Here is a 20,472-nt window from a genome sequence, read left to right on the forward strand (position 1 = left end):
CTTTATGGCCTTATCCGCTTGGCATAGCTATTGGTTTTTTATGATGCAGTATTAACTATAGCACTTTCTCTAAAAAATCCTTTGCACGTTGAGTAGATGGCGCTGTAAAAAATTGTTCTGGTGGAGCATCCTCAATTAGCTTCCCGCCATCGAGGAATAGGATGCGATCTGCCACCTCACGAGCGAAGCCCATCTCATGTGTAACGATTAACATCGTCATCCCTGTATCTGCAAGATTTTTCATAACCGCCAAAACCTCTTTAACCATTTCTGGATCAAGTGCAGAGGTAGGCTCATCAAATAAAATTACCCTTGGATCCATTGCAAGGGCACGAGCAATGGCAACACGTTGCTTTTGCCCACCAGACAAACGGTTAGGATACTCATGGCGCTTCTCAAATAGCCCCACTTTTGTCAGTAAATCCTCTGCATTTTTTATAGCAGCCGACTTGTCCATTCCCTTCACATTAATGGGGGCATATGTTAAATTTTCTAGTACTGTTTTATGAGGAAAAAGATGAAAATGCTGAAAAACCATGCCGACTTCTTCACGTATTTTCATAATATTTGTCCCTTTATCTGTTAGAACATCACCAGCAATAGTAATTTTTCCACTCGTTGGCTCTTCTAATAGATTTAAGCAGCGAAGAAATGTTGATTTACCCGAGCCGGATGGACCAATAATGGCAATAACCTCTTTTTCTTTAATTTCAGTTGAGATTCCTTTAAGTACCTCATTTTGTCCATATGACTTATGAAGATCTTCTATTCTAATCACTTTTTCTCATTCCTTTCTCGATTCGTTTACCAAGGAACGTTAAAACAAGCGTCATGATGTAATAAATTACACCGGCGAAGAGTAATGGCTCAAGGTAGCGATATGTTGAACCCCCAACAATATAAGCACGACGCATAATATCTAAGGCACTAATAACTGTTACTACTGCTGTTTCTTTATTTAATGTAATAAATTCATTGACTAAAGATGGTAAAATATTTTTTACGGCTTGTGGGATAATAATATCCTTCATCATTTTTGTATAGGGAATTCCAAGTGCTTGTGCTGCTTCCATCTGGCCTTTATCAACTGCATTAATACCAGCACGAATTATTTCTGAAATATAAGCACCTGAGTTTAAGCCGAAAGCCATAATCGCTGTTGGAATTGGTTCGATTTGAATATCAAATAGCTGTGGTACTGCATAGTAAATAATTAATAATTGTAGGACAAGTGGTGTACCTCGGAAAATAGATGTATAAAAATCTGCAAACCAACGTAAAATACGCACTTTACCAATTTTACATAATGCGAGTAACACCCCTACGATAAAACCGATAATCGAGGCACCAATTGCAATTTGAAGTGTAACACCTATTCCTTTTAGTATATAAGGAATAGAGGGAACGATAGCTGAAAAATCTAAATTCACAGCATCTCCCTCCTTTCTTGATTTCTGTTAAGAATATGAAAAGCACAAGCGATAGCCCAAAATAGAGCTACCGCAGTGTCTAAGTATTTATTCAGCTTTTTCTAGCCATTTTTCTTCTAGCTCTTGAATTTTACCTTCATCAGCTAATTCTTTTAATGCTTTGTTAATTTTATCTTTTAGGTCGCTTCCTTTTGGAACAGCGATTGCTTTGAAATCTTCTGGTTGCTCTTCAACAGGGAAAGCAGCTAATTTATCATTAGTTTTGAGATAACCTTTGGCAACGCCGCCTTCTAAAACTCCGGCATCCAAACGTTTAGACATCATATCCTGGATGATTTCAGGAATTCGAGTACGTCCTTCAACAGTTGCATCTACTTTTTTTGCAATATTATTCCCTAAATTTTCTTGTATGGAAGCTGTTTGCACACCAATTTTCTTACCAGCTAAATCAGCCTCTTTTTTAATACCGCTTTCCTTTTTCACGATAATTACTTGTTCTGTCTCATTGTATTTATCCGTGAAATCAACGACTTGTTCACGTTCTGGATTTGGCGTCATACCTGAAATAACTACATCAATTTTACCTGCTTGTAATGCTGGTACTAGGCTGTTAAAATCCATATCCTGCACTTGCATGTCTACACCAATTTTTTCGCCAACTAATTTGATTAAATCTATATCAAACCCGATAATATCTTCACCTTTTGCAGCATCCACATACTCAAATGGTGCATAGTCAGCAGAAGTACCTACTTTTAATACTTGCTTTTGCTCTGTAGCCCCATCAGCATTTGAATTTGCACTATTGTCTTTATTTTCTTTTGCGCCACATGCAGCTAGTACACCAATTACTAGAACAAGCATAAGCAAGAAAAATTTATTCTTCATCATCCAAGATCTCCTTTTACGTATATTTTATTGTGTATGAGAAAGTATTTCTCGAAAATAGTCGAATGGATAATTATTCATTCAAAAGAATAAAAAATCTATCTGCTAATTAAGATATACTCTTTTGAAATAATAATCAAGCTAAAGTGAATAATTTTTAGCCAAATATTATAAACATAATTTTCTGATAAGTCAATTTATTTTTAGTGTTTATTCCAAGGTACCTTTACTATTTTCCGTTTCACCAGCTTTTATCCTACAATTGTTTAATTCCCATAAAATCTCATTCATAATTGTGAGAACACTATCCATTCATTTTGCGTTTCTATCCACCATTTCGGAAGTTTAATCCGCCAATTCAGTATGACTATCCAGCACTTTAAAACCTCTATCCACCAATACAAAAAAGACTGCTTGCTTTTGGCAAACAGTCTTCCCTCTATTTTTCTTCTGGAAATAGCTTAGGCTTCAGCTCATCCTCACCAGAGTCTTCTGCTAATGGAACCCGGGAGCGATAGGCAGCACGGCAGATTAAGTGCCCTGCTACAGGTGCGGTTACAAAGACGAAGAGGATACCTAATATTAGCCGTACACTTACAAAGCCATCATGCACCCAAAAATAAATGAATGCACCTAATAAACATGTTAATACCGATAACGTAGAACTTTTCGTTGCAGCATGGGAGCGTGTGTATACATCAGGTAAACGAATCATCCCATATGCGCTAATAACACTAACAATGGAGCCAATCAAAATGAGGATGACAGCCGCCCATTCAATCATTTGATTTACGTTCAACAATCACACCTCTTTCGATATATTTTGTAAAAGCGATTGTACCGATAAATGCTAAGATCCCTAATATCAAAATTGCTTCTAAATATGCCTTTGTCTTTAATACGATCGATACGATGGCGATTGCTGACAATAAATTTACACCAATAGTATCAAGAGCAATAGCACGGTCTGGCATAGACGGTCCCCGAATAACACGATACAGTGACAGCGCAATGGAAGCACTAAATAAAGCTAAGGCTAAGAGTAAAATATTTTCAATCATTAACGTGTCACCTCCATTATTGCTTGTTCGAATTTTCCTATAGAACGTATAACAGCATCCTTCGATTGCTCAATGTCCATTGCATGAATATAGAACACATCGCCCTCCTCAGAAACCTCCATCACTACTGATCCTGGAGTAAGTGTGAGCAGTAATGCAAGTGCTGTTACTTCCCAATCTCCCTTTAGTACTGTTTTATACGTAAATATGCCAGGAGTAATTTGAAGTCTTGGCGTAGTTATTTGTCTTAATACGCTGTAGCTCGATAATAGTAGCTCCCAATTGAAGAGCCATAGTAATTTAATAATGGAAAACACACGTCGCAAATAAAATTGTGTGCCATAAAAACGATGCAACGCATACAAAATCCCAATACCCACAATAAAGCCAATTAAGAATGTGGAAAATTGCGGAACCACCTCATCCTGTAACAGTAACCAAAGGGTTGCGATAAATAAATTTAGAATAAATTGCATTGCCATTATTTACTCACCTCACCCTGCCATACTTCTCCATCTAACACAGCATCAATATAAATCGATGGCGTATAAAGTGTTTCTGCTGCATCTGTTACAAATGGTGCCATCCACTCAGCGCCAACCCCTAAACCAATTGTGCAAACGGCCAATAATGCTAATGGCAAGACTATGCGTTTCGGTAATGGTTTCTCATCTTCTAGACTAATAATTGTTTCTCCAAAGAATGAGGAAAGAAAGATTCGTAGAAGGGAATACAAGACAATTAAACTTGATAAAAACCCTAGACCTAATAGGATAAAATTCCCACCTTCAATTGCACCTTGTCCAATTAACACCTTGCCTAAAAAACCACTTAAAGGAGGAATACCAGCAAGTGAACACATAACAATAAAGAATAACCAGCCGAAAAGTGGATAATTCCGAATTAGCCCACTCATATTATCAATCAACGTTTCACCCGTAACATAAATCATCATACCTACTGCCAAAAATAACATAGCTTTCGCTACCATATCATGCATTAAATAATAAGTTACTCCCTGTAGTGCTGACTCTGTACCAATCGCAAGACCAGCAACTATAAATCCAACACCAATAAGGACATTATAAGAGGCAATAGTTCGTACATCTCGCCCTGCCAATGCACCCATACAACCAGCAATTATCGTAAGCCCTGCCATAATCCCGAGTGCAACATGTGTAACCTCTGGGTTGTTTGGAAATAGCAAGGTAAAGGTACGAACAAGCGCATAAATGCCAACTTTTGTTAGTAATGCAGCAAAAAGTGCGGCAATCGCTGTAGGTGGAACACTATATGAGCCTGGTAACCAGAAGAACAATAATAAACCAGCCTTCAAACTAAAGACTATTAAAAAAATAAGAGCAACCGTTGTAATAACTGGATCTGCCCCAGCCTCCATTACACGGACAGAAATATGTGCCATATTTAATGTTCCAACAGTTCCATATAAAAAGGCTAATGCTACTAAGAAAATCCAAGAGGCAACAATATTGATAAGGACATATTTTAATGCCTCCCGAAGCTGAATCTTATTGCCACCTAAACTTATGAGCGCATAGGAGGCCAGTAACATTACCTCAAAGCACACAAACAGATTAAATATATCCCCTGTTAAGAATGAACCATTGACTCCTGCTACCATGAGTAATACGAATGGATAGAAATACATTTTTTCATAGCTACTGCCAATCGTAAACAAGGCATATAGGACACATATTACAGCGACAATATTCGCTATTAAAACAAGTAAAACGGAAAATGAATCCGCAACAAATAGAATACCAAAGGGTGGTCCCCAGCCACTAAAATCGATTCGCAACACACCCTGCTCCTGAATGGCTAATAATAATACGATACTAATTAAAACCACAAAGCTTAATGTTAATACACTAATAATGCGCTGCAGGGTAACATGTTCACGTAAAAAAACTAGTAAAATTGCCGTAATAACAGGTACGATTAATGGTAAAACAATCATATTACTCATCTGGCGTACCTCTCAATTCGTCAAAATTCCCTGAACCATTTGTTTTATAGGCACGATAGCCAAGAACAAGCACAAATGCTGTCACTGCGAAGCTAATAACAATTGCAGTTAAAATTAATGCTTGAGGCAATGCATCGGTATAGGGACCTTCTGATTCTCCTAAAAGTGGGACATCCCCTTTTTTCAGCCCGCCCATTGTTAAAATTAGGAGATGGGCTGCATGTGATAAAACCGCAGTTCCTAAAATTACGCGTAATAACTGTTTCGAGAGGATTAAGTACGTCGCAACAGCTACTAATACACCAACTAATACAAGTATTAAAGATTCCATTGGCTACTCATCCTCACTTATACTTAAAATAATTGTCACTACAACACCTACGACGGTTAACGCTACACCAGCCTCAAAAACGGTGACAGTCGAAAAGCCCATTTTCCCAAATATCGGAACATCAATATAGGTATGTGCCTGTGTTAAAAATGGGACATCAAAAAATAGTGATCCGATAGCTGTTCCCGTAGCAAGCAATACTCCTAACGCTGCCATTTTTTTAAAATCAAATGGCATTCCTTTATGCACGGTTTCTATATCATAGGCTAAATACAACAGAACAATACCCGAGGCAAGTACAAGACCACCTATAAAGCCTCCACCTGGAGCGTGATGCCCTGCAAAGAATAAATAAACGCCTAAGGTTAAAATAATGAATACGACTGCTTTCGTTACAGTACGTAAAATTACGTCATTAATTTTCATGGTCAGTCTTCTCCTTTCGTGGCTTGAGCTTCGTAAGTGTATACACGCCTAAGCCAGCAATTAGAAGAACGACAACCTCTAGCATCGTATCAAATGCACGGAAATCACCCAGTATCGTATTTACAATATTAGAGCCTCCTGCAAGCTCATAGGCATCATTGAAGTAAGTAGAAACAGGCTCAAAGCGATCAAAATGAACTACAGCTAAGCCTATCAATGTAACGGTAGCACCAACTAAAAGAGATATAGTGGCATTTGACCATTGGATCTTTTTATGGGCTGATTCTGGCATTAAATCAGGTAAATATTTAAAACATAGAAGAAATAAAGCAGTCGTTACAGATTCAACAACTAATTGCGTCAAGGCTAAATCAGGAGCACGGAAAATAACAAAGAAAAAGGCAATTGAATAACCAAGTACACCATTTAACAACATGGCTGTGACACGACCCTTTGCAAAAATCATCCATATTGCTGCGAACACCATTACAAACACTAGAATTAGCTCATAGGACTCAAAAGTGGAATCCTTAGCAAAATCAAATACAATAGCATCTGACCAAATAAAGTAGCCAGCAATAAGCGCAACAAAAAATACATATATATAGATAAAATAATGAGTTAAATTACCTGTCATATAGCGATTAGTTAGCTTTGCTGAACCATTTTCACTCATTTCAATAAGACGATTGTAATACGTATTAAACGTATACTTTTGCGAGAATATTCGATATATAGGCTTCCAGCTTTTTAACGTTTTAAATAAAATAACACCAATAATGATAACTCCTAGTGTCATTAACAACTCTGCATTTATGCCATGCCATGCATGAATATGCGGTGTAAGCTCACTTGTCGATGGGAAAGTTGGATATATACTTGCCATTGCAGGTTCTAAAATATAATGTCCTAGCGCATTCGGAAAGAAAAAGATTCCCACTACAAGGATGCTTAGGATAATTGGCGAAATTAGCATACCAATTGGCGCTTCATGTGGTTTTTTATCTATTTTATCCGGCTGTAATTTTCCAAAGAATGTACGGCTTATTAAAATAAAGCTGTAGACAAATGTAAATATGCTCGCCACCCATGCGATAATCGGAAATAATAGCCCTACATCAGTGATTGAAAAGGCTTCTACATTACGAATAGCTAGCATTGCAGCAAAAAACATTTCTTTACTTAAAAAACCATTAAACGGTGGTAATCCAGCCATCGAAAAACCACCAATTACGGCAATTGTAAACGTTACAGGCATCAATGCCATTAAGCCACCTAGACGGCGTATATCACGTGTACCTACTTCATGATCGACAATGCCGACCATCATAAATAACGCGCCTTTAAAAGTGGAGTGATTCACAAGATGAAATAATGCCGCAAAACTTGCCTGCGTATAAAGAATAGTATTTTCAGCATAGCCGTAATAATGACCAACCGATCCTAGTCCAAATAAACTCATAATCAAGCCAAGCTGACTTATTGTTGAAAATGCTAATAATGCTTTTAAATCTGTTTGGCGTACCGCATTAAATGAACCCCAGAATAAAGTTGCAAGACCAATCACACTAACAAGCCAGAACCAAATGGCCTCGCCGCCAAAAACAGGGGAAAAACGTGCAACTAAATAGATTCCAGCCTTTACCATAGTCGCGGAGTGTAAGTAAGCACTGACTGGAGTGGGTGCCTCCATTGCATCAGGTAGCCAAATATGGAATGGGAATTGTGCTGACTTTGTAAAAGCACCAATTAATATAAGGATTAATGCCGGCGTAAATAGTGTATGATCACGTATTACTTCTACATTAGCTATAATTTCACGAATACTAAATGATTCTGATGCCACAAAAAGCATTAAAAAACCAGCAAGCATAGATAGTCCACCAAAAACTGTAATCGTCATGGCTTTTCTCGCACCAGCTCGAGATGCCTTTCGATGATGCCAAAATGCTATTAATAAAAATGAGGACACGCTCGTTAATTCCCAAAACGTGTATAATACCATTAAATTATCTGAAAAAACGACGCCAAGCATAGCGCCCATGAATAGTAAAAGATAGCAGTAAAAATGATGAAGAGATTCTTTCGTTGATAAATAAAAAATAGAATATAAAATAACCAAACTACCTACACCAGTAATCAGTAAGCCAAATATCATACTGAGACCATCTAGGTATGTTGTGAAATTTATATTAAAAGAGGGAATCCACTCATATGTATGAATAAACGTTTTACCCTCGGCAATTTGAGGAATATAGCGAGCGAGTAAAAGAAACAAGATGAATGGAACGGCTAACACAAACCAGCCAAGATGTGTAACACGCCTTAGTCGCCTATAAAGAAGTGGAATAAGCGCAGCGCAGACAAATGGAAAAAGTATCGCAATAAGAACTGTAACCAAATGAAAACCTCCTACTTTCGATTTCGCCCTACAGACAGTTGATTGATTTTAATGATCCCAATAAAGTATTCCCAAATCTAATGAAGATAGTATGCTTTATTTCATAGCAATCAAAATTAACTACGTTGTTGAGGACACTTTATTTATTTCAGCTAGTACTCATTACCTACCGAAAAAAACCAATATGAATATAGTAAAGCTAAACAAATATATCAGAAATTCCTTCGAATAATCCTTAAGGGGTTTTAGAAGATATCATGTATGATGAATTAAAAGTGAGATAAATTGCAACTTAATTTATGAGTCAGTAAGCTTTTTATGATAGTGCTGTAAGAAAAAATAGAGGGACTTAGAATTGGTAACTAAAGTACTTTTAAAATTGAAAGCTTATTAAAATTAAACGCAATCTTACTAAGGAATGCCAAGAGACTTGACTATCTATTTAACTCACTGCATAATAGTGTGGCATATAGAGACAATTCGTTTAAATGCGCAAAATGCATAAATAAAATATGTGTGAGTTATAGAAATAAACCTAATTTCTCAAGGATTTCTCGATATATTGTCATTAACTTTTATACATTTTTAAGTATACAATATAAATGAGCATAATGCACTGTAACAGCATCAATTTTAGCTGTTTTAGGATAATTTTTTCGAAATAGACAGTGGAAATAACAAAATAACAACAAGATAAGAGGTGTCATTTTTTATGAAGCATGTGAAAGGGCGTTTAGACGAAAGTATTTTAGTTTGTGTTTATTACGGTCTTAATGGGGAACGCTTAATACGCCGTGGACATAAAATGGCTACAATGTTAGATTGCCCGCTCTATATTCTTTCGGTAGACTCACAGCCCCTTGATGCATTTGATGCAGAAAAATCTAGCTACATAGAGCAATGGAAAAAGCTATCGGATGAGCTAGATGTTGAAAAATTCATTTTATTAGATGATGAAAAACGCCCTATACAAAAAGTTATCGCAGAGGTAGCAAAGAATTTTGGAATATCACAAATAATTGTAGGTCAAAGTGCGCAAAGTCGTTGGGAAGAGATTACAAAAGGCTCATTCTTAAACGTATTGTTAAAAGAGGTTCCCTTTGTCGATTTCCATATTGTTGCTGTTCAGCGTCCAACAGATGATGATGCAAATGACATATATGAGAAAGGTGTACGCGCTTATTTGATTAAAGAGCATGAAAGCTTTAAAGTAGGGTTTACATGTCCGAAATATGTATCGATTGAGGGCATTTTCTTTAAAGAAATTGGCACCGACTTTGACAATGGCATTTTTAAATTTACCTATAACGATAAAATGCATGAAGTTCATATATCAGAGGGCTACGTTATAGATAAAGAAAATCTACCAGCAGAGTTTTTATCACCATTACGTCAATAAAAAACGCGTTCTCAAATTTTAAATGTCCTTCGCAGGTTCTTTTAAAATTTTGAGACGCGTTTAATTTTTTATACTGCTGATGAAGGTTTATCCTTTGGTAAGAAAAAGGCTACTAATAACAATAATGGTAAAAGGGAAACGACCGTCATCGTAAAATCTATTCCCTTATGATCCATTAAAACACCAATGACCATCGCTCCGATTGCTCCCATACCGAAAGCAAAGCCCGTTGTTAAGCCAGCCATTGTACCAATTTTTGATGGGACTAGCTCTTGTGCGTATACAACTGTCACCGAAAAGCTAATCATAATGAGTGTACCAATAATCACTAGGAATATCATAGCTGCCCATAATGGAACATATGGAAGTGCCAGACAAAACGGCATCGGTACAACAACAGATAACAGTATCACATTCTTTCTACCAATTCGATCGGATAATGAACCACCGAAAAATGTTCCTACAACACCAAATGCCATAAAGCTGAAAATAAGAATTTGCCCGAGTCGAAGGCTAACATCATAATGATCCATCAAATAAAATACATAAAAACTTGTAATATTGGTTGTATAAAATGATCGTGCAAAAATAATAGTAAATAATAAAGTCAGTGCAATAACTACTTGATTTTTTGTTAATGGTGGTAAGGAGGATACTAATACACGCTTTTTCTTTGCTAAACGTTCCTGCTCTAACCTCTTTTTATACCATGTAGCAATTTTACTTAATACAACGATACCAATAGCTGCTACAACTAATACCATTGCGGCACCACGTTGACCAAAAACACTAAAAATATAGGCACTAATTAATGGTGCCAGCGCTTGACCTGAGTTCCCACCCACTTGATAAATCGATTGTGCTAGCCCTCTTTTAGAGCCTGCTGCCATAAATGAAACACGAGAGCCTTCTGGGTGAAATATAGCAGAGCCGAAGCCTAAAAATAATACAGCTATAAGAATTACCCAATATTGGGTTGTAAACGCAATGATAGCAATACCTATGAATGAACTTATCATACCAATTGGCAAAGCATAGGGCATTGGCTTTTTATCACTAACAAAACCTACCACGGGCTGTAAGGCGGAGGCAAATATATTTAAAACAAATGAAATAAGTCCAATTTGTGTAAAGGTTAAACCTAAATCACTCTTGAATATTGGGAACATTGCTGGTATAACCGCCTGCATCGTGTCATTAATAAGATGGGCAACAGCTATTGCAATCATAATTGGATAGATTGGATTATTTATTTTTTCTACTGAATTGTTCATGCTGCACACCCACTTTCTAAATTTTCTCAAATTACGATAATAAATGATTATCGCATACTCTTGGCCTTTTTGCACAAGCTAATTACCGATAGCAGTGTAAGGAGTTGATGAATATGGACGATTTTTTTGAAGTTAATTTTTGGGAAATGATTCTAAGAGCTACACTTTCCTTTTTTGCATTACTCATTTTAGCTCGTATTCTTGGGAAGAAGCAGCTTGGACAGCTCACATTCTTCCATTATACAACAGGTATTACATTTGGTTCGATTGCCTCTGAAATAGCAGCACAGGCAGAGACGCCCTTTACAGATGGTCTTATCGCATTAATTTGGTGGAGTGTGTTAACCTATTTAATGACGATTATTACTATTAAATCTAAAAAGGCTCGAGTATTGATAGATGACAAACCAACCATTATTATTCAAAACGGTCTTATTTTAGAATCTGCCTTAAAGAAAAATCGATTGCATATGGATGAGCTAACAATGATGCTTCGAGAACAGGCTGTTTTCTCCGTTCAAGATGTTCAATATGCGTTGCTTGAAACTACTGGTAAATTGAGTGTGCTTCCAAAGCCAGCCGAACAACCAGCAACTAAGCAGGATGTGAAGGCCGATGTTACCCCGCCAAGTTATATTCCAACAGAAGTGGTTTCAGATGGACAGCTTATTTATGAAAACCTAGTTGAACTTGAATTAACAGAGGATTGGCTAATGAAAAAGCTGAAAAAGCAGAATGTCCAATCCGTTGAAGATGTCTATTTTGCTCAAGTTCAAGCAAATGGTTCGTTATATATCAGTCTGAAGGATAAAGCAAGACGATCAAGCCCTTAACAGCTTGAATCGTCTTGCTTAATCAATTTTTACAATATCTAAAGGTGTAATAATGCCAATTAGCTTTTGCTGCGGCTTCCCATGCTCAGTTATTAACAATGCCTCAAATCGTCGACCACGTTCCACACCTTGCTTAAAAATATCTTCAGCCTCATAAATCGTTATGTATCTACTCACAAATTTGTAATTCACTCGGTTTTTTTCATGCATTAAAATATCATGTAGGGTTGGAATCTGCTTTGGAATTTGATTGCCTCCCATCATCGTAGCTAGCCAATTAGTAATGCCAACTGTCGTCACTAATCCTTTAAATTGATCTTTATGGTATACAGGAAACTGTGTGAATTTACGTTGACGAATAACCTTCAACACATGCCTTAAGGAATCTCTTTCCTGAAAAGCGAGCACTTTTTTTCGAAACATTTGTCCGACCAATGTAGGCTTGGCGATGGTTGAATCAATATGCTCAATTCTTTCAACTACATCAAGATGAGGCTCAGCTATTACAAATTCCATCGACGTTCGATGATGTACAATGGCATTTCTCAGGTCTGCATAGGACCTCAAATCATCTTCGTATTTCCGCACTAGTACATCCTTCTTCTTTGCCTGATCAATCAATCGGTAAAAGGGCATGAAATCTTTGGCACCTACAATATCTCTTAACCTATGATCTATTCGATTAAATGCTGTAAGAAAACGATCGGAATTTTGTATTGTCAATTTACTAACCTTCTTTCACATGTTAGTTTTCATATTTTCCGAGTTATTTGACAAATTTCGAGTTATAGCTACATTATATGCCTAAATGACTAAGATTCCAAGAAAAGGTACAGGTGAAGTGATGAAAGAAGATAGAAATGAATAGTTCCTGTTGTTGTTTGTATAAAAGAACAAAACCCTTAGCTACGTTTTGAGATAGCTAAGGGTTAAGATTATTTTGTATAAGACAATACTGCGTTTTTCTTAAAATGCTGAAGTGCTTGTGTAGCTTCCTTCTTGTTTGTATATTCAAAAATACGAACATCTTTTTGCTCAAATACTGTAATAACCCACATAGTAAAATCCCCCATCAATTTGTTTTTGTATTATAACAATTAAGCTATTGGTAATATTTTTATCTAACTGTTTTATAACAACTTCTAACTTGATTCCTATTCTACTCCGATTTTTTTAAAAGAAAAGTGTTATGTGAGGGGTTTCACAAACTGTTCACATTCAAAACGCTTTCATTGAACAGTTTGTGAATTTACTTTATTTGAAGGGATAAAATAAGCTGGATTCTTTGAGATTTATTCATCTATGCCTAGCTGAAGGTTGCTGCAAAAGGATTCAATGATGTCTCGTTCATCTTTTGGCAGTGCATCATATTCTGTCCAATGATCTGCTGAGAGTTCCTCTAGTTCTTCATAACTGACTTCTCTTGTCAGAACAGTTCCATTAACCTTGGTGGCAAATTGCTCCGCGGCCTCACTATACGTAAAAGCAAATGCCTGCTCTTCATCTGTAGTAAGCATAGAATCTTCATCTGACCCGTGATAATAGCTGTTCCCCAGCTGTACTATATAATAGATAATGGATGCCATCTCACACCTCCCTTTCATTCAAGCTGTGCATCAATATGTATTTTTAAATCCATTAAAAAACTATATACTATACAACAAAAAAGGACTAGCACTTTATTTTGCTAGCCATGTCACCCTTTTTTAAATTGCTCTAAATCTTTGTCATTGCAGCATTTTTCTTCATGGTCCATATTCCTAAAACGATACAAGCTATAAGTAGTATAACCGTAATTAATATACTCCACCAATAATCCGACATTTCCATCGTACCACGGATAAGCTGTACACCATATCCCGGAATTTTCCACGGTGATATGGTCCAAAATGAGCCCACCAATGCATCTATAATCTGTCCAACAAAAATCACAATGAACGTAAATGCTGTGGCAATAGTTGTTTTAAAGGCTGCACTCATTAGAAGTGTGACCGCTAGTACAAATACCAGCCAAACATAATAAGTACAAAAGCTTGCTAGAAGTGTTGCTATATCAAATGATCCATATAAAATTACTGTGTAATAAACACTACCTGTAAAGCCTGCTATAATACTAACCAAACCTATAACACTTAAAACCGTAAGCTTGCTTAGAAAATATGCAGCAAATGAAATTGGACGTACATATAAGAGCGTCGCCATTCCATTTGCGCGCTCCTTACTAATTGCTCCAACAAAAGTAGCCATTATCACTAGTAACCCTATTGTTTGAAACTGTCCAATAGAAGCTTGTAGTAAATCGGCAGGCATTAACTCTGGCAGTAACATTTCAAATCCTTCTGGTACATTTCCAACAGCATTTAAAATATCCATCATATAATAGTTTGTCAGTGGATCACTCATACCTAGTAATGCGAATACAAGGGGTATCCATAAAAACTTCCTGCTTCGCCAGGCTTCTCTAAATTCCTTTTGCAGAAGTACGTTAAATCCTCTCATATTCTTTTCGCCACCTTCATAAAAATTTCTTCAAGTGATGCCGTTTGTCTTTCCACTTTTCTGATTTTATAAGGGGCATTACTTAAATATTGCAGTAACTGTTGCATACTTGGCTTCTCATCAATAATTTCTATATATACAAAACATCCCTTGATTTCGCCTTTCAGCTCATATTGCTCAGTAAAATGTTTTGCCTCTTCTTCGGAGCTAAATTCTATGACATAATGGAGCTCATCAAAGCGCTGGCGTACCTCTCGCAATGTTCCTTGCTCTACTAATTTGCCATCACGTAAAAATAATAGCTGATCTGTCATTTCCTCTGCATCATTTAAAATATGTGTGGAATATAAAATAGTCGTTTCTTGCTGTAAGCCCTTTAATAAATCAAGAACTTCCCTTCGTCCTACTGGATCTAAAGCAGAAACAGGCTCATCTAATAACAGTAATTTAGGCTTATGCACAATTGCCTGAGAAATGCCAAGACGTTGCTTCATACCACCTGAAAATGTAGCAATTTTCTTATTTAAGTCATTACCCAACCCTACAAATTCAAGCGTTTTTTGTGCATCTTTTTTAGCGCTTTTAGCGGGGACTCCATTTAATTTTGCAGCCATTTCTGTAAACTCTATCGCACTTAGCCAAGGATGAAATTGTGGATATTGTGGTAAAAAACCAATGTTGTCTCTTACCTCACCATCCTGCAACTTTACACTTCCAAAAGTTGGCTTTAATAGGCCGGTTAACATTGATAAAGTTGTTGTTTTCCCTGCACCATTCGGTCCAATCAAAGCTGTTGATGTATTTTCTTCTAGTGTGAAATCAATATCATCCACTACAACTTTTTCTGCAAATTGCTTAGTCAGACCTGTTACTTTAAGCAATATTGTCATGTTTGTTTTCTCCCAACAATAAAGTATGCAATGGGTCCAAGTAGATTAACAAAAACAATTATAAAAACCCATAAAATCTTAGGACCATTCGTTGCGTGAATTTTTCGTAAGTCAAATAGAGCTACAATCATTAAAATTAATTGTACGATGATTAGTGGTGCTATGATTGCCCATGGAATATTCCCTAACTGCTCTATCATACTGATCACCTCAATTTGTTGTTATACCACTACTATAACAAATTTTGTTCTAATATGTATAGAACAAAATTAAGGAAACACCATTATAAGAAAATGCAAATCTATTTAGTTATGTTTTTGCTAAAAAGGACCGTTTTATAGAAATAAAAAAGAAGTACCAAAATACTTTATGGTACTCCCCTGATCATTATTTATATAGTTTCTGCAAAGCATCCGCCATTTTTGGACGGATTGTTACTTGTGGACGTGCTTCCTTTACAGCCGCTTCAGCCTCCTCTAGAGAGCTTGCAAATCCAAGCTCCATCAATACCGCTGTGGCTGCAACACCTGCTCGTCCACCGCCACTTCCACAATGAAAGTATACCTTCTGTCCACTCTCAAAGGCAGAAATGATTTCATTGGCTGCTTTTTTTATAGATGGTGCTACCTCTAAATCTTCATCAGCTATCGGTAAATGCTTGTACAGATAAGAAGACTCCTTCTGTTCTTCTGCGGTAATACCATTTACTCGAACATCTATGACGACATCAACGGACTCATGCTCAAAAGCCGCTTCAGCATCCTTTGCCCCACCGAAAAATAATCGATCCTTCACTAATACATCATAGTTCTTCTCCATTTTTACACGCTCCACATGATTATTTAAGCAAATGCTTAATATCATCATAATAAGGAAGAGCTGTTAAAGCCCCCGCTTTTGTTGCCGCTAAAGCACCTAGCTTATTGCCAAAGCTTACACAACGAATAAGCTCCTCTTCTGTTGTAGGTAACCCATTGTAATGAACATCACGTAATACACCAGCCATAAAAGCATCCCCGGCACCTGTAGTATCCACCGGCACTACCTTCTCTGTTGGTACATGAATCGTCTCACCGTTTAATACGGCATATGTGCCGTTTTCACCAACAGTAACTAAAATAATTGGCACTAGATAGCTGTTTAAATGCTCAATTCCCTCTGCCAAATTTGTTGTCTCTGTAAGGAAGAAAAGTTCATCATCTGTGACCTTTAAAATATCTACCTGTTCAAAAAAAGATGTGACTGTTTCACGGCAGATTTCCTCACTGCTCCAGCGTAGAGGTCTTAAATTCGCATCCATCGCAATAATGGCCCCTTTTTCCTTAGCCATTTCTACTGCAGCACGTGTTGTTTCAAGTGCTGTAGGATGGAACATTGTACCTGAACAAACAGTTAACGCAGAGGCATGTTTAAAAGCTTCTTCATTCAATTGGGACGCTTCTACTTGTAGATCTGGCGTTTCATCGACATAATCTTTAAAAATTCGCTCACATGCTTCAGTTAAATGCACATAGACACCGCTAACACGTTTTGCAGGGTTAAAAACTGCATAATCCAGAGTCACCCCTTCTTGTGCAAGTCCATCTCTCACAAATTGTGAGCCCTCGTCATTCCCAGTAATGGTAATTAATGCAGATGGCGCACCAATACGGCTAATACCCGCTGCCACATTTACAGTCGCCCCACCCATATATTTAGTAAAAGATGTATTTGTTACATCATCAGCAATATAGTCAATAAAAGCATCTCCATAGACTAATATAAAATCCTTCTCATCCTTTGTCATTGTTGTCCTCCCAAAAGTCTATTCATTATAGATTAACATGAAAATAGTTGTCGCATAAAGTGAAACTTCATGAGGATGCCTTTCTTTAATCCTCCATAGTGATGGGCTTATGTATCAATTATGCCTCGACATAACGCTGAAGGAAGTTAAAGTTTTCTGAAAAATAGGAATGCGAGCATCCTTGACTTAAAACTTGAGTCATCTTCTATCTTTGTTATACTTGCCTATAGAAAGGTAGGGATTTTGACAATGAGTATAACAATTCGACAAGCGCAACCACAGGATGCCCATGCCGTTGTTCCATTAATAATGGATGCTATTGGTGATATTGCCAATCGTTTAACTGGTGAACAGACAGAGGAAGCTGTTAAACGAGAATTAACAAACCTTTTCAAGCGTGAAGATAATCGACATTCTTATTTAAATACTTATGTAGCCATTGAGGATGAACACGTATTAGGAATTCTTGTTTATTACAATGGTGAGCAGGCTATTGAGATGGATGCTAACCTTGTAAAATGGCTGAAAGCTAAAAATGCGCCTTCTATTATCATTGATCAAGAGGCTCACGAGGACGAGTACTATATTGATACAGTATGTGTTACATCTGAGGCTCGTGGTAAAGGAATTGGTACATTGCTGCTTCAATATGCAGAGGAACTAACAAAGCAGCGAGGCTTTAAAAAACTATCGTTAAATGTTGAAACTCAAAAAGAAAATGCACGTCGTTTGTATGAACGTTTAGGCTTCGTCATTACAGAACCATGGTCAATTATTGATGAACCTTTTCATCATATGGTGAAGCAAATTTAGGAAGTGAATCGCAAAAATATGAAAACTAATTTACTATATCCTCTACTGATTGTTATTGCCTCTAGTAGCTATGGAGTACTGTCGACAATTGTCAAAGTAGCGATGCAACATGGCTTTACATCAGCGGAGGCTGTATCAAGTCAATATATTATTGGCTTCATACTGGTCCTCACTATTTTTTTAATAACACAAAGACAATTACCCAAGCCATCGAAAAGCGGGCTAGCTATTTTGGTTTGTGCAGGACTGCTTACTGGAACAACAGGTATTGTTTATGGGGAATCATTAAGATATCTACCTGCTTCTTTAGCAGTTGTGATGCTCTTTCAATTTACCTGGATAGGTCTACTGTTGGATTGTGCATTACATAAACGGTTACCAAGTCGTCCAGAAGTGATTTCTCTTATTATTTTATTTGCAGGAACCATTTTAGCCGCTGGTGTGTTAAATGTGGATCTAAGTGGCATCCCAATAAAAGGATGGCTGTTTGGCTTTGCTGCTGCATTTAGCTTTGCTTGTTTTATTCAATTTAACTCACGACCTGTGGAAGGTATTACAACTACTGCCCGTGTGTTAATTGTATCCTTCGTTGCACTTATTTTAATTAGTATCGTCCTGAACCCTGAAATTATATGGAATGGAAAATTATTTGTTCAAGGCTTATGGAAGTATGGATTAGCTTTAGGGCTTTTGGGCATTATTTTGCCAATTTACTTATTTTCAATAGCCATTCCGAAAATTGGTGGTGCCCTTGCCTCCATATTAAGTGCCATTGAACTTCCTGTAGCAGTTACAGTTTCCGTTATTGTTCTACATGAACCATTAACTACTATACAAATAATCGGTATAATTCTTGTCATTGTCGGGATGATGCTTCCTACAATTCTTACCCAACGTCGACAAAAAGACACTTTTTTAGAACCAATTAACAATAAAAACGCATAATTTAAATGAATCTCCTTAAAAATGGTTAGCCCTTTTTAAGGAGTTTTTTCGAATTTTGTAATGATGGCGTTGATAACCAATATTTACTTAGTTTATGATGAGGGCAATTAGAATTTTTTAATAATTCTAACATTATTGTGTTACCTCCGTATTATACTGCTATATGCAAGTTACTCAATTGGAGAAAGGAGAAGATGATGAAAAAATCGCGTATTTTCGGTTTTTTCCTTGTGCTAATGCTCATTGTCTTAGCTGCATGTAGTAGTGATAACAACAAGAATTCTACAAATGATGACAAAACGCCAAATCCTGAAAAGACTGATGTTGAAACATCACCATCAGGCAAGTTAGTTATTTATACTGGCCGCGATGAGGAGATGGTACAGAAGGTAATAGATCAATTTAATGAAAAGTATCCAGACATTGAGGTAGAGTTTTTGACAATGGGGGCTCAGCAAATTTTAGAGCGTCTACGTGGTGAGAAGGCAAACCCACAGGCTGATTTCTGGTGGGGTGGTACACAATCAGCGCTTATTGTTGGGGCCAATGAGGATTTACTTCATGCATGGCAGCCAAGTTTTATCGATTCCATCAATACTGCGCATAAAGATGCAGAAGGACGTTGGTTTGGTGAAATGCTTCTACCCGAAGTAATTATGATTAACAATGATGTATTAACGAAAGAATCTGGTCCACAGGATTGGGATGACTTATTAGATCCTAAATGGAAGGATAAAATTTTAATTCGTGGTGTTTTAGCATCTGGGACTATGCGGACTATTTATTCCTCGATGATTGTACGTCAAGGTGATAAATCCCCTGAAAAGGGCTATGATTGGCTATTACAATTAGATGCCAATACAAAAGAATATACACAAGATCCAAATGCACTTTATTTAAAGCTTACTCGTCAGGAGGGCAGTGTTTCGTTATGGAATCTGCAAGATATTTTATTAAAAAAATATACGACAGATTATCCTTTTGACTACATTTATCCAAAAAGCGGTGCACCAATTTTAGTAGATGGTGTAGCTGTTGTCAACAATGCGAAAAACTTAGAAAATGCAAAGCTGTTCGTTGAATTCCTATTTGAAAAGGGTATGGTCACGCAACTAGCTAATGATTATTATCAGATTCCTACACGTTCTGATATCGATAAAGCAACAATGCCTGAATGGTTCCAAGAGCTAGATTTAAAAACTTTTGATATTGATTGGCAGCTTATGTCGGAAAAAGAAGCCGAGTGGATGGAATACTGGGATAATAATATTAAAGGACGTGGTAAATAACATTTCTCATTAATGATAGAAAATAGCTTACTAGTGTTATCACTAGTCATGTTGTTGAAATACTATTATGTCAATGAAATCAAGGTGACAAATTAAAAAATATGCCCTTTTTCAAAACGATGGGTTGATCTCCGTTCCGACTGAGTGATTTGTAGCTGTCGCTTTGCTTTCGCTACAGAAAACATTTGCTGCTGACGCTTCGCTTTCGCGCAGAGCAGAG

General features: G+C 36.9%; 24 protein-coding genes. 5 read left to right on the forward strand and 19 right to left on the reverse strand.

The window, feature by feature from the left end; all coding sequences use genetic code 11:
- Window positions 1–55: 55 nt before the first annotated feature.
- From B2R82_RS18585 to B2R82_RS18630, 10 genes are all read right to left on the reverse strand, one after another.
- Window positions 56–778, reverse strand: coding sequence for an amino acid ABC transporter ATP-binding protein (locus B2R82_RS18585; RefSeq protein ID WP_286926354.1), 723 nt, complete (start codon window positions 776–778; stop codon window positions 56–58).
- Complete coding sequence (locus tag B2R82_RS18590; RefSeq protein WP_283870317.1) at window positions 771–1,430, reverse strand: amino acid ABC transporter permease; 660 nt, start codon at window positions 1,428–1,430, stop codon at window positions 771–773. The genes B2R82_RS18585 and B2R82_RS18590 overlap by 8 nt, the downstream gene beginning before the upstream one ends.
- Before the next feature lie 87 nt (window positions 1,431–1,517).
- Entirely contained in the window at window positions 1,518–2,318 is an 801-nt protein-coding gene (locus B2R82_RS18595) for a transporter substrate-binding domain-containing protein (protein WP_313373255.1), read from the reverse strand.
- Window positions 2,319–2,757: 439 nt separating this feature from the next.
- On the reverse strand, window positions 2,758–3,117 hold the full coding sequence (locus B2R82_RS18600; RefSeq protein ID WP_286926356.1) for a Na+/H+ antiporter subunit G: 360 nt from the start codon (window positions 3,115–3,117) through the stop codon (window positions 2,758–2,760).
- The gene (locus tag B2R82_RS18605; RefSeq protein WP_286926357.1) at window positions 3,095–3,379 is read right to left on the reverse strand and encodes a Na(+)/H(+) antiporter subunit F1; all 285 of its coding nucleotides are present in this window, start codon (window positions 3,377–3,379) and stop codon (window positions 3,095–3,097) included. The genes B2R82_RS18600 and B2R82_RS18605 overlap by 23 nt, the downstream gene beginning before the upstream one ends.
- A complete protein-coding gene (locus B2R82_RS18610) occupies window positions 3,379–3,861 on the reverse strand; it encodes a Na+/H+ antiporter subunit E (protein WP_054771957.1) in 483 nt (160 codons plus the stop codon). The genes B2R82_RS18605 and B2R82_RS18610 overlap by 1 nt, the downstream gene beginning before the upstream one ends.
- Entirely contained in the window at window positions 3,861–5,366 is a 1,506-nt protein-coding gene (locus tag B2R82_RS18615; protein ID WP_286926358.1) for a Na+/H+ antiporter subunit D, read from the reverse strand. Before B2R82_RS18615 ends, B2R82_RS18610 begins: the two co-directional genes overlap by 1 nt.
- Window positions 5,359–5,697 carry a Na(+)/H(+) antiporter subunit C gene (locus tag B2R82_RS18620; RefSeq protein WP_286926359.1) on the reverse strand — a complete coding sequence of 113 codons (339 nt, stop codon included), beginning with the start codon at window positions 5,695–5,697 and terminating at the stop codon, window positions 5,359–5,361. Before B2R82_RS18620 ends, B2R82_RS18615 begins: the two co-directional genes overlap by 8 nt.
- A 3-nt stretch (window positions 5,698–5,700) precedes the next feature.
- Entirely contained in the window at window positions 5,701–6,123 is a 423-nt protein-coding gene (locus tag B2R82_RS18625) for a Na(+)/H(+) antiporter subunit B (protein ID WP_286926360.1), read from the reverse strand.
- Window positions 6,113–8,524, reverse strand: coding sequence for a Na+/H+ antiporter subunit A (locus B2R82_RS18630; protein WP_286926361.1), 2,412 nt, complete (start codon window positions 8,522–8,524; stop codon window positions 6,113–6,115). The genes B2R82_RS18625 and B2R82_RS18630 overlap by 11 nt, the downstream gene beginning before the upstream one ends.
- A gap of 712 nt (window positions 8,525–9,236) precedes the next feature.
- Between B2R82_RS18630 and B2R82_RS18635 the strand changes: the two genes are divergently transcribed.
- Window positions 9,237–9,923, forward strand: coding sequence for a histidine kinase (locus B2R82_RS18635; RefSeq protein WP_283870310.1), 687 nt, complete (start codon window positions 9,237–9,239; stop codon window positions 9,921–9,923).
- A 68-nt stretch (window positions 9,924–9,991) separates the two neighbouring features.
- Here B2R82_RS18635 and B2R82_RS18640 read toward each other — a convergent pair whose 3' ends face one another.
- The gene (locus B2R82_RS18640) at window positions 9,992–11,197 is read right to left on the reverse strand and encodes an MFS transporter (protein ID WP_286926362.1); all 1,206 of its coding nucleotides are present in this window, start codon (window positions 11,195–11,197) and stop codon (window positions 9,992–9,994) included.
- A gap of 113 nt (window positions 11,198–11,310) precedes the next feature.
- Here B2R82_RS18640 and B2R82_RS18645 point away from each other — a divergent pair, with 113 nt between their 5' ends.
- Window positions 11,311–12,030 carry a DUF421 domain-containing protein gene (locus B2R82_RS18645; RefSeq protein ID WP_286926363.1) on the forward strand — a complete coding sequence of 240 codons (720 nt, stop codon included), beginning with the start codon at window positions 11,311–11,313 and terminating at the stop codon, window positions 12,028–12,030.
- An 18-nt stretch (window positions 12,031–12,048) separates the two neighbouring features.
- Here the strand turns inward: B2R82_RS18645 and B2R82_RS18650 are convergent, their stop codons facing one another.
- The 8 genes from B2R82_RS18650 to B2R82_RS18685 all read right to left on the reverse strand — a co-directional run bounded on the left by B2R82_RS18650 (window position 12,049) and on the right by B2R82_RS18685 (window position 17,205).
- Window positions 12,049–12,753: a CBS domain-containing protein gene (locus tag B2R82_RS18650; protein ID WP_286926364.1), complete on the reverse strand. Its 705-nt coding sequence runs from the start codon at window positions 12,751–12,753 to the stop codon at window positions 12,049–12,051.
- A 212-nt stretch (window positions 12,754–12,965) separates the two neighbouring features.
- Window positions 12,966–13,088, reverse strand: coding sequence for a hypothetical protein (locus B2R82_RS18655; RefSeq protein WP_283870306.1), 123 nt, complete (start codon window positions 13,086–13,088; stop codon window positions 12,966–12,968).
- Between the two features lie 234 nt (window positions 13,089–13,322).
- Window positions 13,323–13,616: a hypothetical protein gene (locus B2R82_RS18660; protein ID WP_286926365.1), complete on the reverse strand. Its 294-nt coding sequence runs from the start codon at window positions 13,614–13,616 to the stop codon at window positions 13,323–13,325.
- A 130-nt stretch (window positions 13,617–13,746) separates the two neighbouring features.
- The gene (locus tag B2R82_RS18665) at window positions 13,747–14,529 is read right to left on the reverse strand and encodes an ABC transporter permease (RefSeq protein ID WP_286926366.1); all 783 of its coding nucleotides are present in this window, start codon (window positions 14,527–14,529) and stop codon (window positions 13,747–13,749) included.
- Window positions 14,526–15,419, reverse strand: coding sequence for an ABC transporter ATP-binding protein (locus tag B2R82_RS18670; protein ID WP_286926367.1), 894 nt, complete (start codon window positions 15,417–15,419; stop codon window positions 14,526–14,528). Before B2R82_RS18670 ends, B2R82_RS18665 begins: the two co-directional genes overlap by 4 nt.
- The gene (locus B2R82_RS18675; RefSeq protein ID WP_286926368.1) at window positions 15,416–15,619 is read right to left on the reverse strand and encodes a PLD nuclease N-terminal domain-containing protein; all 204 of its coding nucleotides are present in this window, start codon (window positions 15,617–15,619) and stop codon (window positions 15,416–15,418) included. Before B2R82_RS18675 ends, B2R82_RS18670 begins: the two co-directional genes overlap by 4 nt.
- A 187-nt stretch (window positions 15,620–15,806) precedes the next feature.
- The gene (locus B2R82_RS18680; protein WP_286926369.1) at window positions 15,807–16,286 is read right to left on the reverse strand and encodes a protein-tyrosine phosphatase family protein; all 480 of its coding nucleotides are present in this window, start codon (window positions 16,284–16,286) and stop codon (window positions 15,807–15,809) included.
- Window positions 16,258–17,205 carry a carbohydrate kinase family protein gene (locus tag B2R82_RS18685; protein WP_286926370.1) on the reverse strand — a complete coding sequence of 316 codons (948 nt, stop codon included), beginning with the start codon at window positions 17,203–17,205 and terminating at the stop codon, window positions 16,258–16,260. Before B2R82_RS18685 ends, B2R82_RS18680 begins: the two co-directional genes overlap by 29 nt.
- Before the next feature lie 249 nt (window positions 17,206–17,454).
- Between B2R82_RS18685 and B2R82_RS18690 the strand changes: the two genes are divergently transcribed.
- From B2R82_RS18690 to B2R82_RS18700, 3 genes are all read left to right on the forward strand, one after another.
- A complete protein-coding gene (locus tag B2R82_RS18690; protein WP_286926371.1) occupies window positions 17,455–18,018 on the forward strand; it encodes a GNAT family N-acetyltransferase in 564 nt (187 codons plus the stop codon).
- Between the two features lie 18 nt (window positions 18,019–18,036).
- Window positions 18,037–18,963, forward strand: coding sequence for an EamA family transporter (locus B2R82_RS18695; protein ID WP_286926372.1), 927 nt, complete (start codon window positions 18,037–18,039; stop codon window positions 18,961–18,963).
- Between the two features lie 197 nt (window positions 18,964–19,160).
- Window positions 19,161–20,252, forward strand: a complete 1,092-nt coding sequence (locus B2R82_RS18700) for an extracellular solute-binding protein (RefSeq protein WP_286926373.1) — start codon at window positions 19,161–19,163, stop codon at window positions 20,250–20,252.
- Window positions 20,253–20,472: the final 220 nt, after the last annotated feature.

The sequence above is a fragment of the Lysinibacillus sp. UBA6686 genome, assembly GCF_002455205.1.
In the GTDB taxonomy this organism is placed as follows: Bacteria; Bacillota; Bacilli; order Bacillales_A; family Planococcaceae; genus Lysinibacillus; species Lysinibacillus pakistanensis.

Coding starts and splice junctions, on each gene's coding strand:
- B2R82_RS18665 (WP_286926366.1), bottom strand. CDS start 14,529: ATGAGAGGATTTAACGTACTTCTGCAAAAGGAATTTAGAGAAGCCTGG.
- B2R82_RS18595 (WP_313373255.1), bottom strand. CDS start 2,318: ATGAAGAATAAATTTTTCTTGCTTATGCTTGTTCTAGTAATTGGTGTA.
- B2R82_RS18615 (WP_286926358.1), bottom strand. CDS start 5,366: ATGAGTAATATGATTGTTTTACCATTAATCGTACCTGTTATTACGGCA.
- B2R82_RS18660 (WP_286926365.1), bottom strand. CDS start 13,616: ATGGCATCCATTATCTATTATATAGTACAGCTGGGGAACAGCTATTAT.
- B2R82_RS18675 (WP_286926368.1), bottom strand. CDS start 15,619: ATGATAGAGCAGTTAGGGAATATTCCATGGGCAATCATAGCACCACTA.
- B2R82_RS18610 (WP_054771957.1), bottom strand. CDS start 3,861: ATGGCAATGCAATTTATTCTAAATTTATTTATCGCAACCCTTTGGTTA.
- B2R82_RS18620 (WP_286926359.1), bottom strand. CDS start 5,697: ATGGAATCTTTAATACTTGTATTAGTTGGTGTATTAGTAGCTGTTGCG.
- B2R82_RS18635 (WP_283870310.1), top strand. CDS start 9,237: ATGAAGCATGTGAAAGGGCGTTTAGACGAAAGTATTTTAGTTTGTGTT.
- B2R82_RS18645 (WP_286926363.1), top strand. CDS start 11,311: ATGGACGATTTTTTTGAAGTTAATTTTTGGGAAATGATTCTAAGAGCT.
- B2R82_RS18625 (WP_286926360.1), bottom strand. CDS start 6,123: ATGAAAATTAATGACGTAATTTTACGTACTGTAACGAAAGCAGTCGTA.
- B2R82_RS18685 (WP_286926370.1), bottom strand. CDS start 17,205: ATGACAAAGGATGAGAAGGATTTTATATTAGTCTATGGAGATGCTTTT.
- B2R82_RS18690 (WP_286926371.1), top strand. CDS start 17,455: ATGAGTATAACAATTCGACAAGCGCAACCACAGGATGCCCATGCCGTT.
- B2R82_RS18640 (WP_286926362.1), bottom strand. CDS start 11,197: ATGAACAATTCAGTAGAAAAAATAAATAATCCAATCTATCCAATTATG.
- B2R82_RS18680 (WP_286926369.1), bottom strand. CDS start 16,286: ATGATGATATTAAGCATTTGCTTAAATAATCATGTGGAGCGTGTAAAA.
- B2R82_RS18695 (WP_286926372.1), top strand. CDS start 18,037: ATGAAAACTAATTTACTATATCCTCTACTGATTGTTATTGCCTCTAGT.
- B2R82_RS18605 (WP_286926357.1), bottom strand. CDS start 3,379: ATGATTGAAAATATTTTACTCTTAGCCTTAGCTTTATTTAGTGCTTCC.
- B2R82_RS18655 (WP_283870306.1), bottom strand. CDS start 13,088: ATGTGGGTTATTACAGTATTTGAGCAAAAAGATGTTCGTATTTTTGAA.
- B2R82_RS18670 (WP_286926367.1), bottom strand. CDS start 15,419: ATGACAATATTGCTTAAAGTAACAGGTCTGACTAAGCAATTTGCAGAA.
- B2R82_RS18700 (WP_286926373.1), top strand. CDS start 19,161: ATGAAAAAATCGCGTATTTTCGGTTTTTTCCTTGTGCTAATGCTCATT.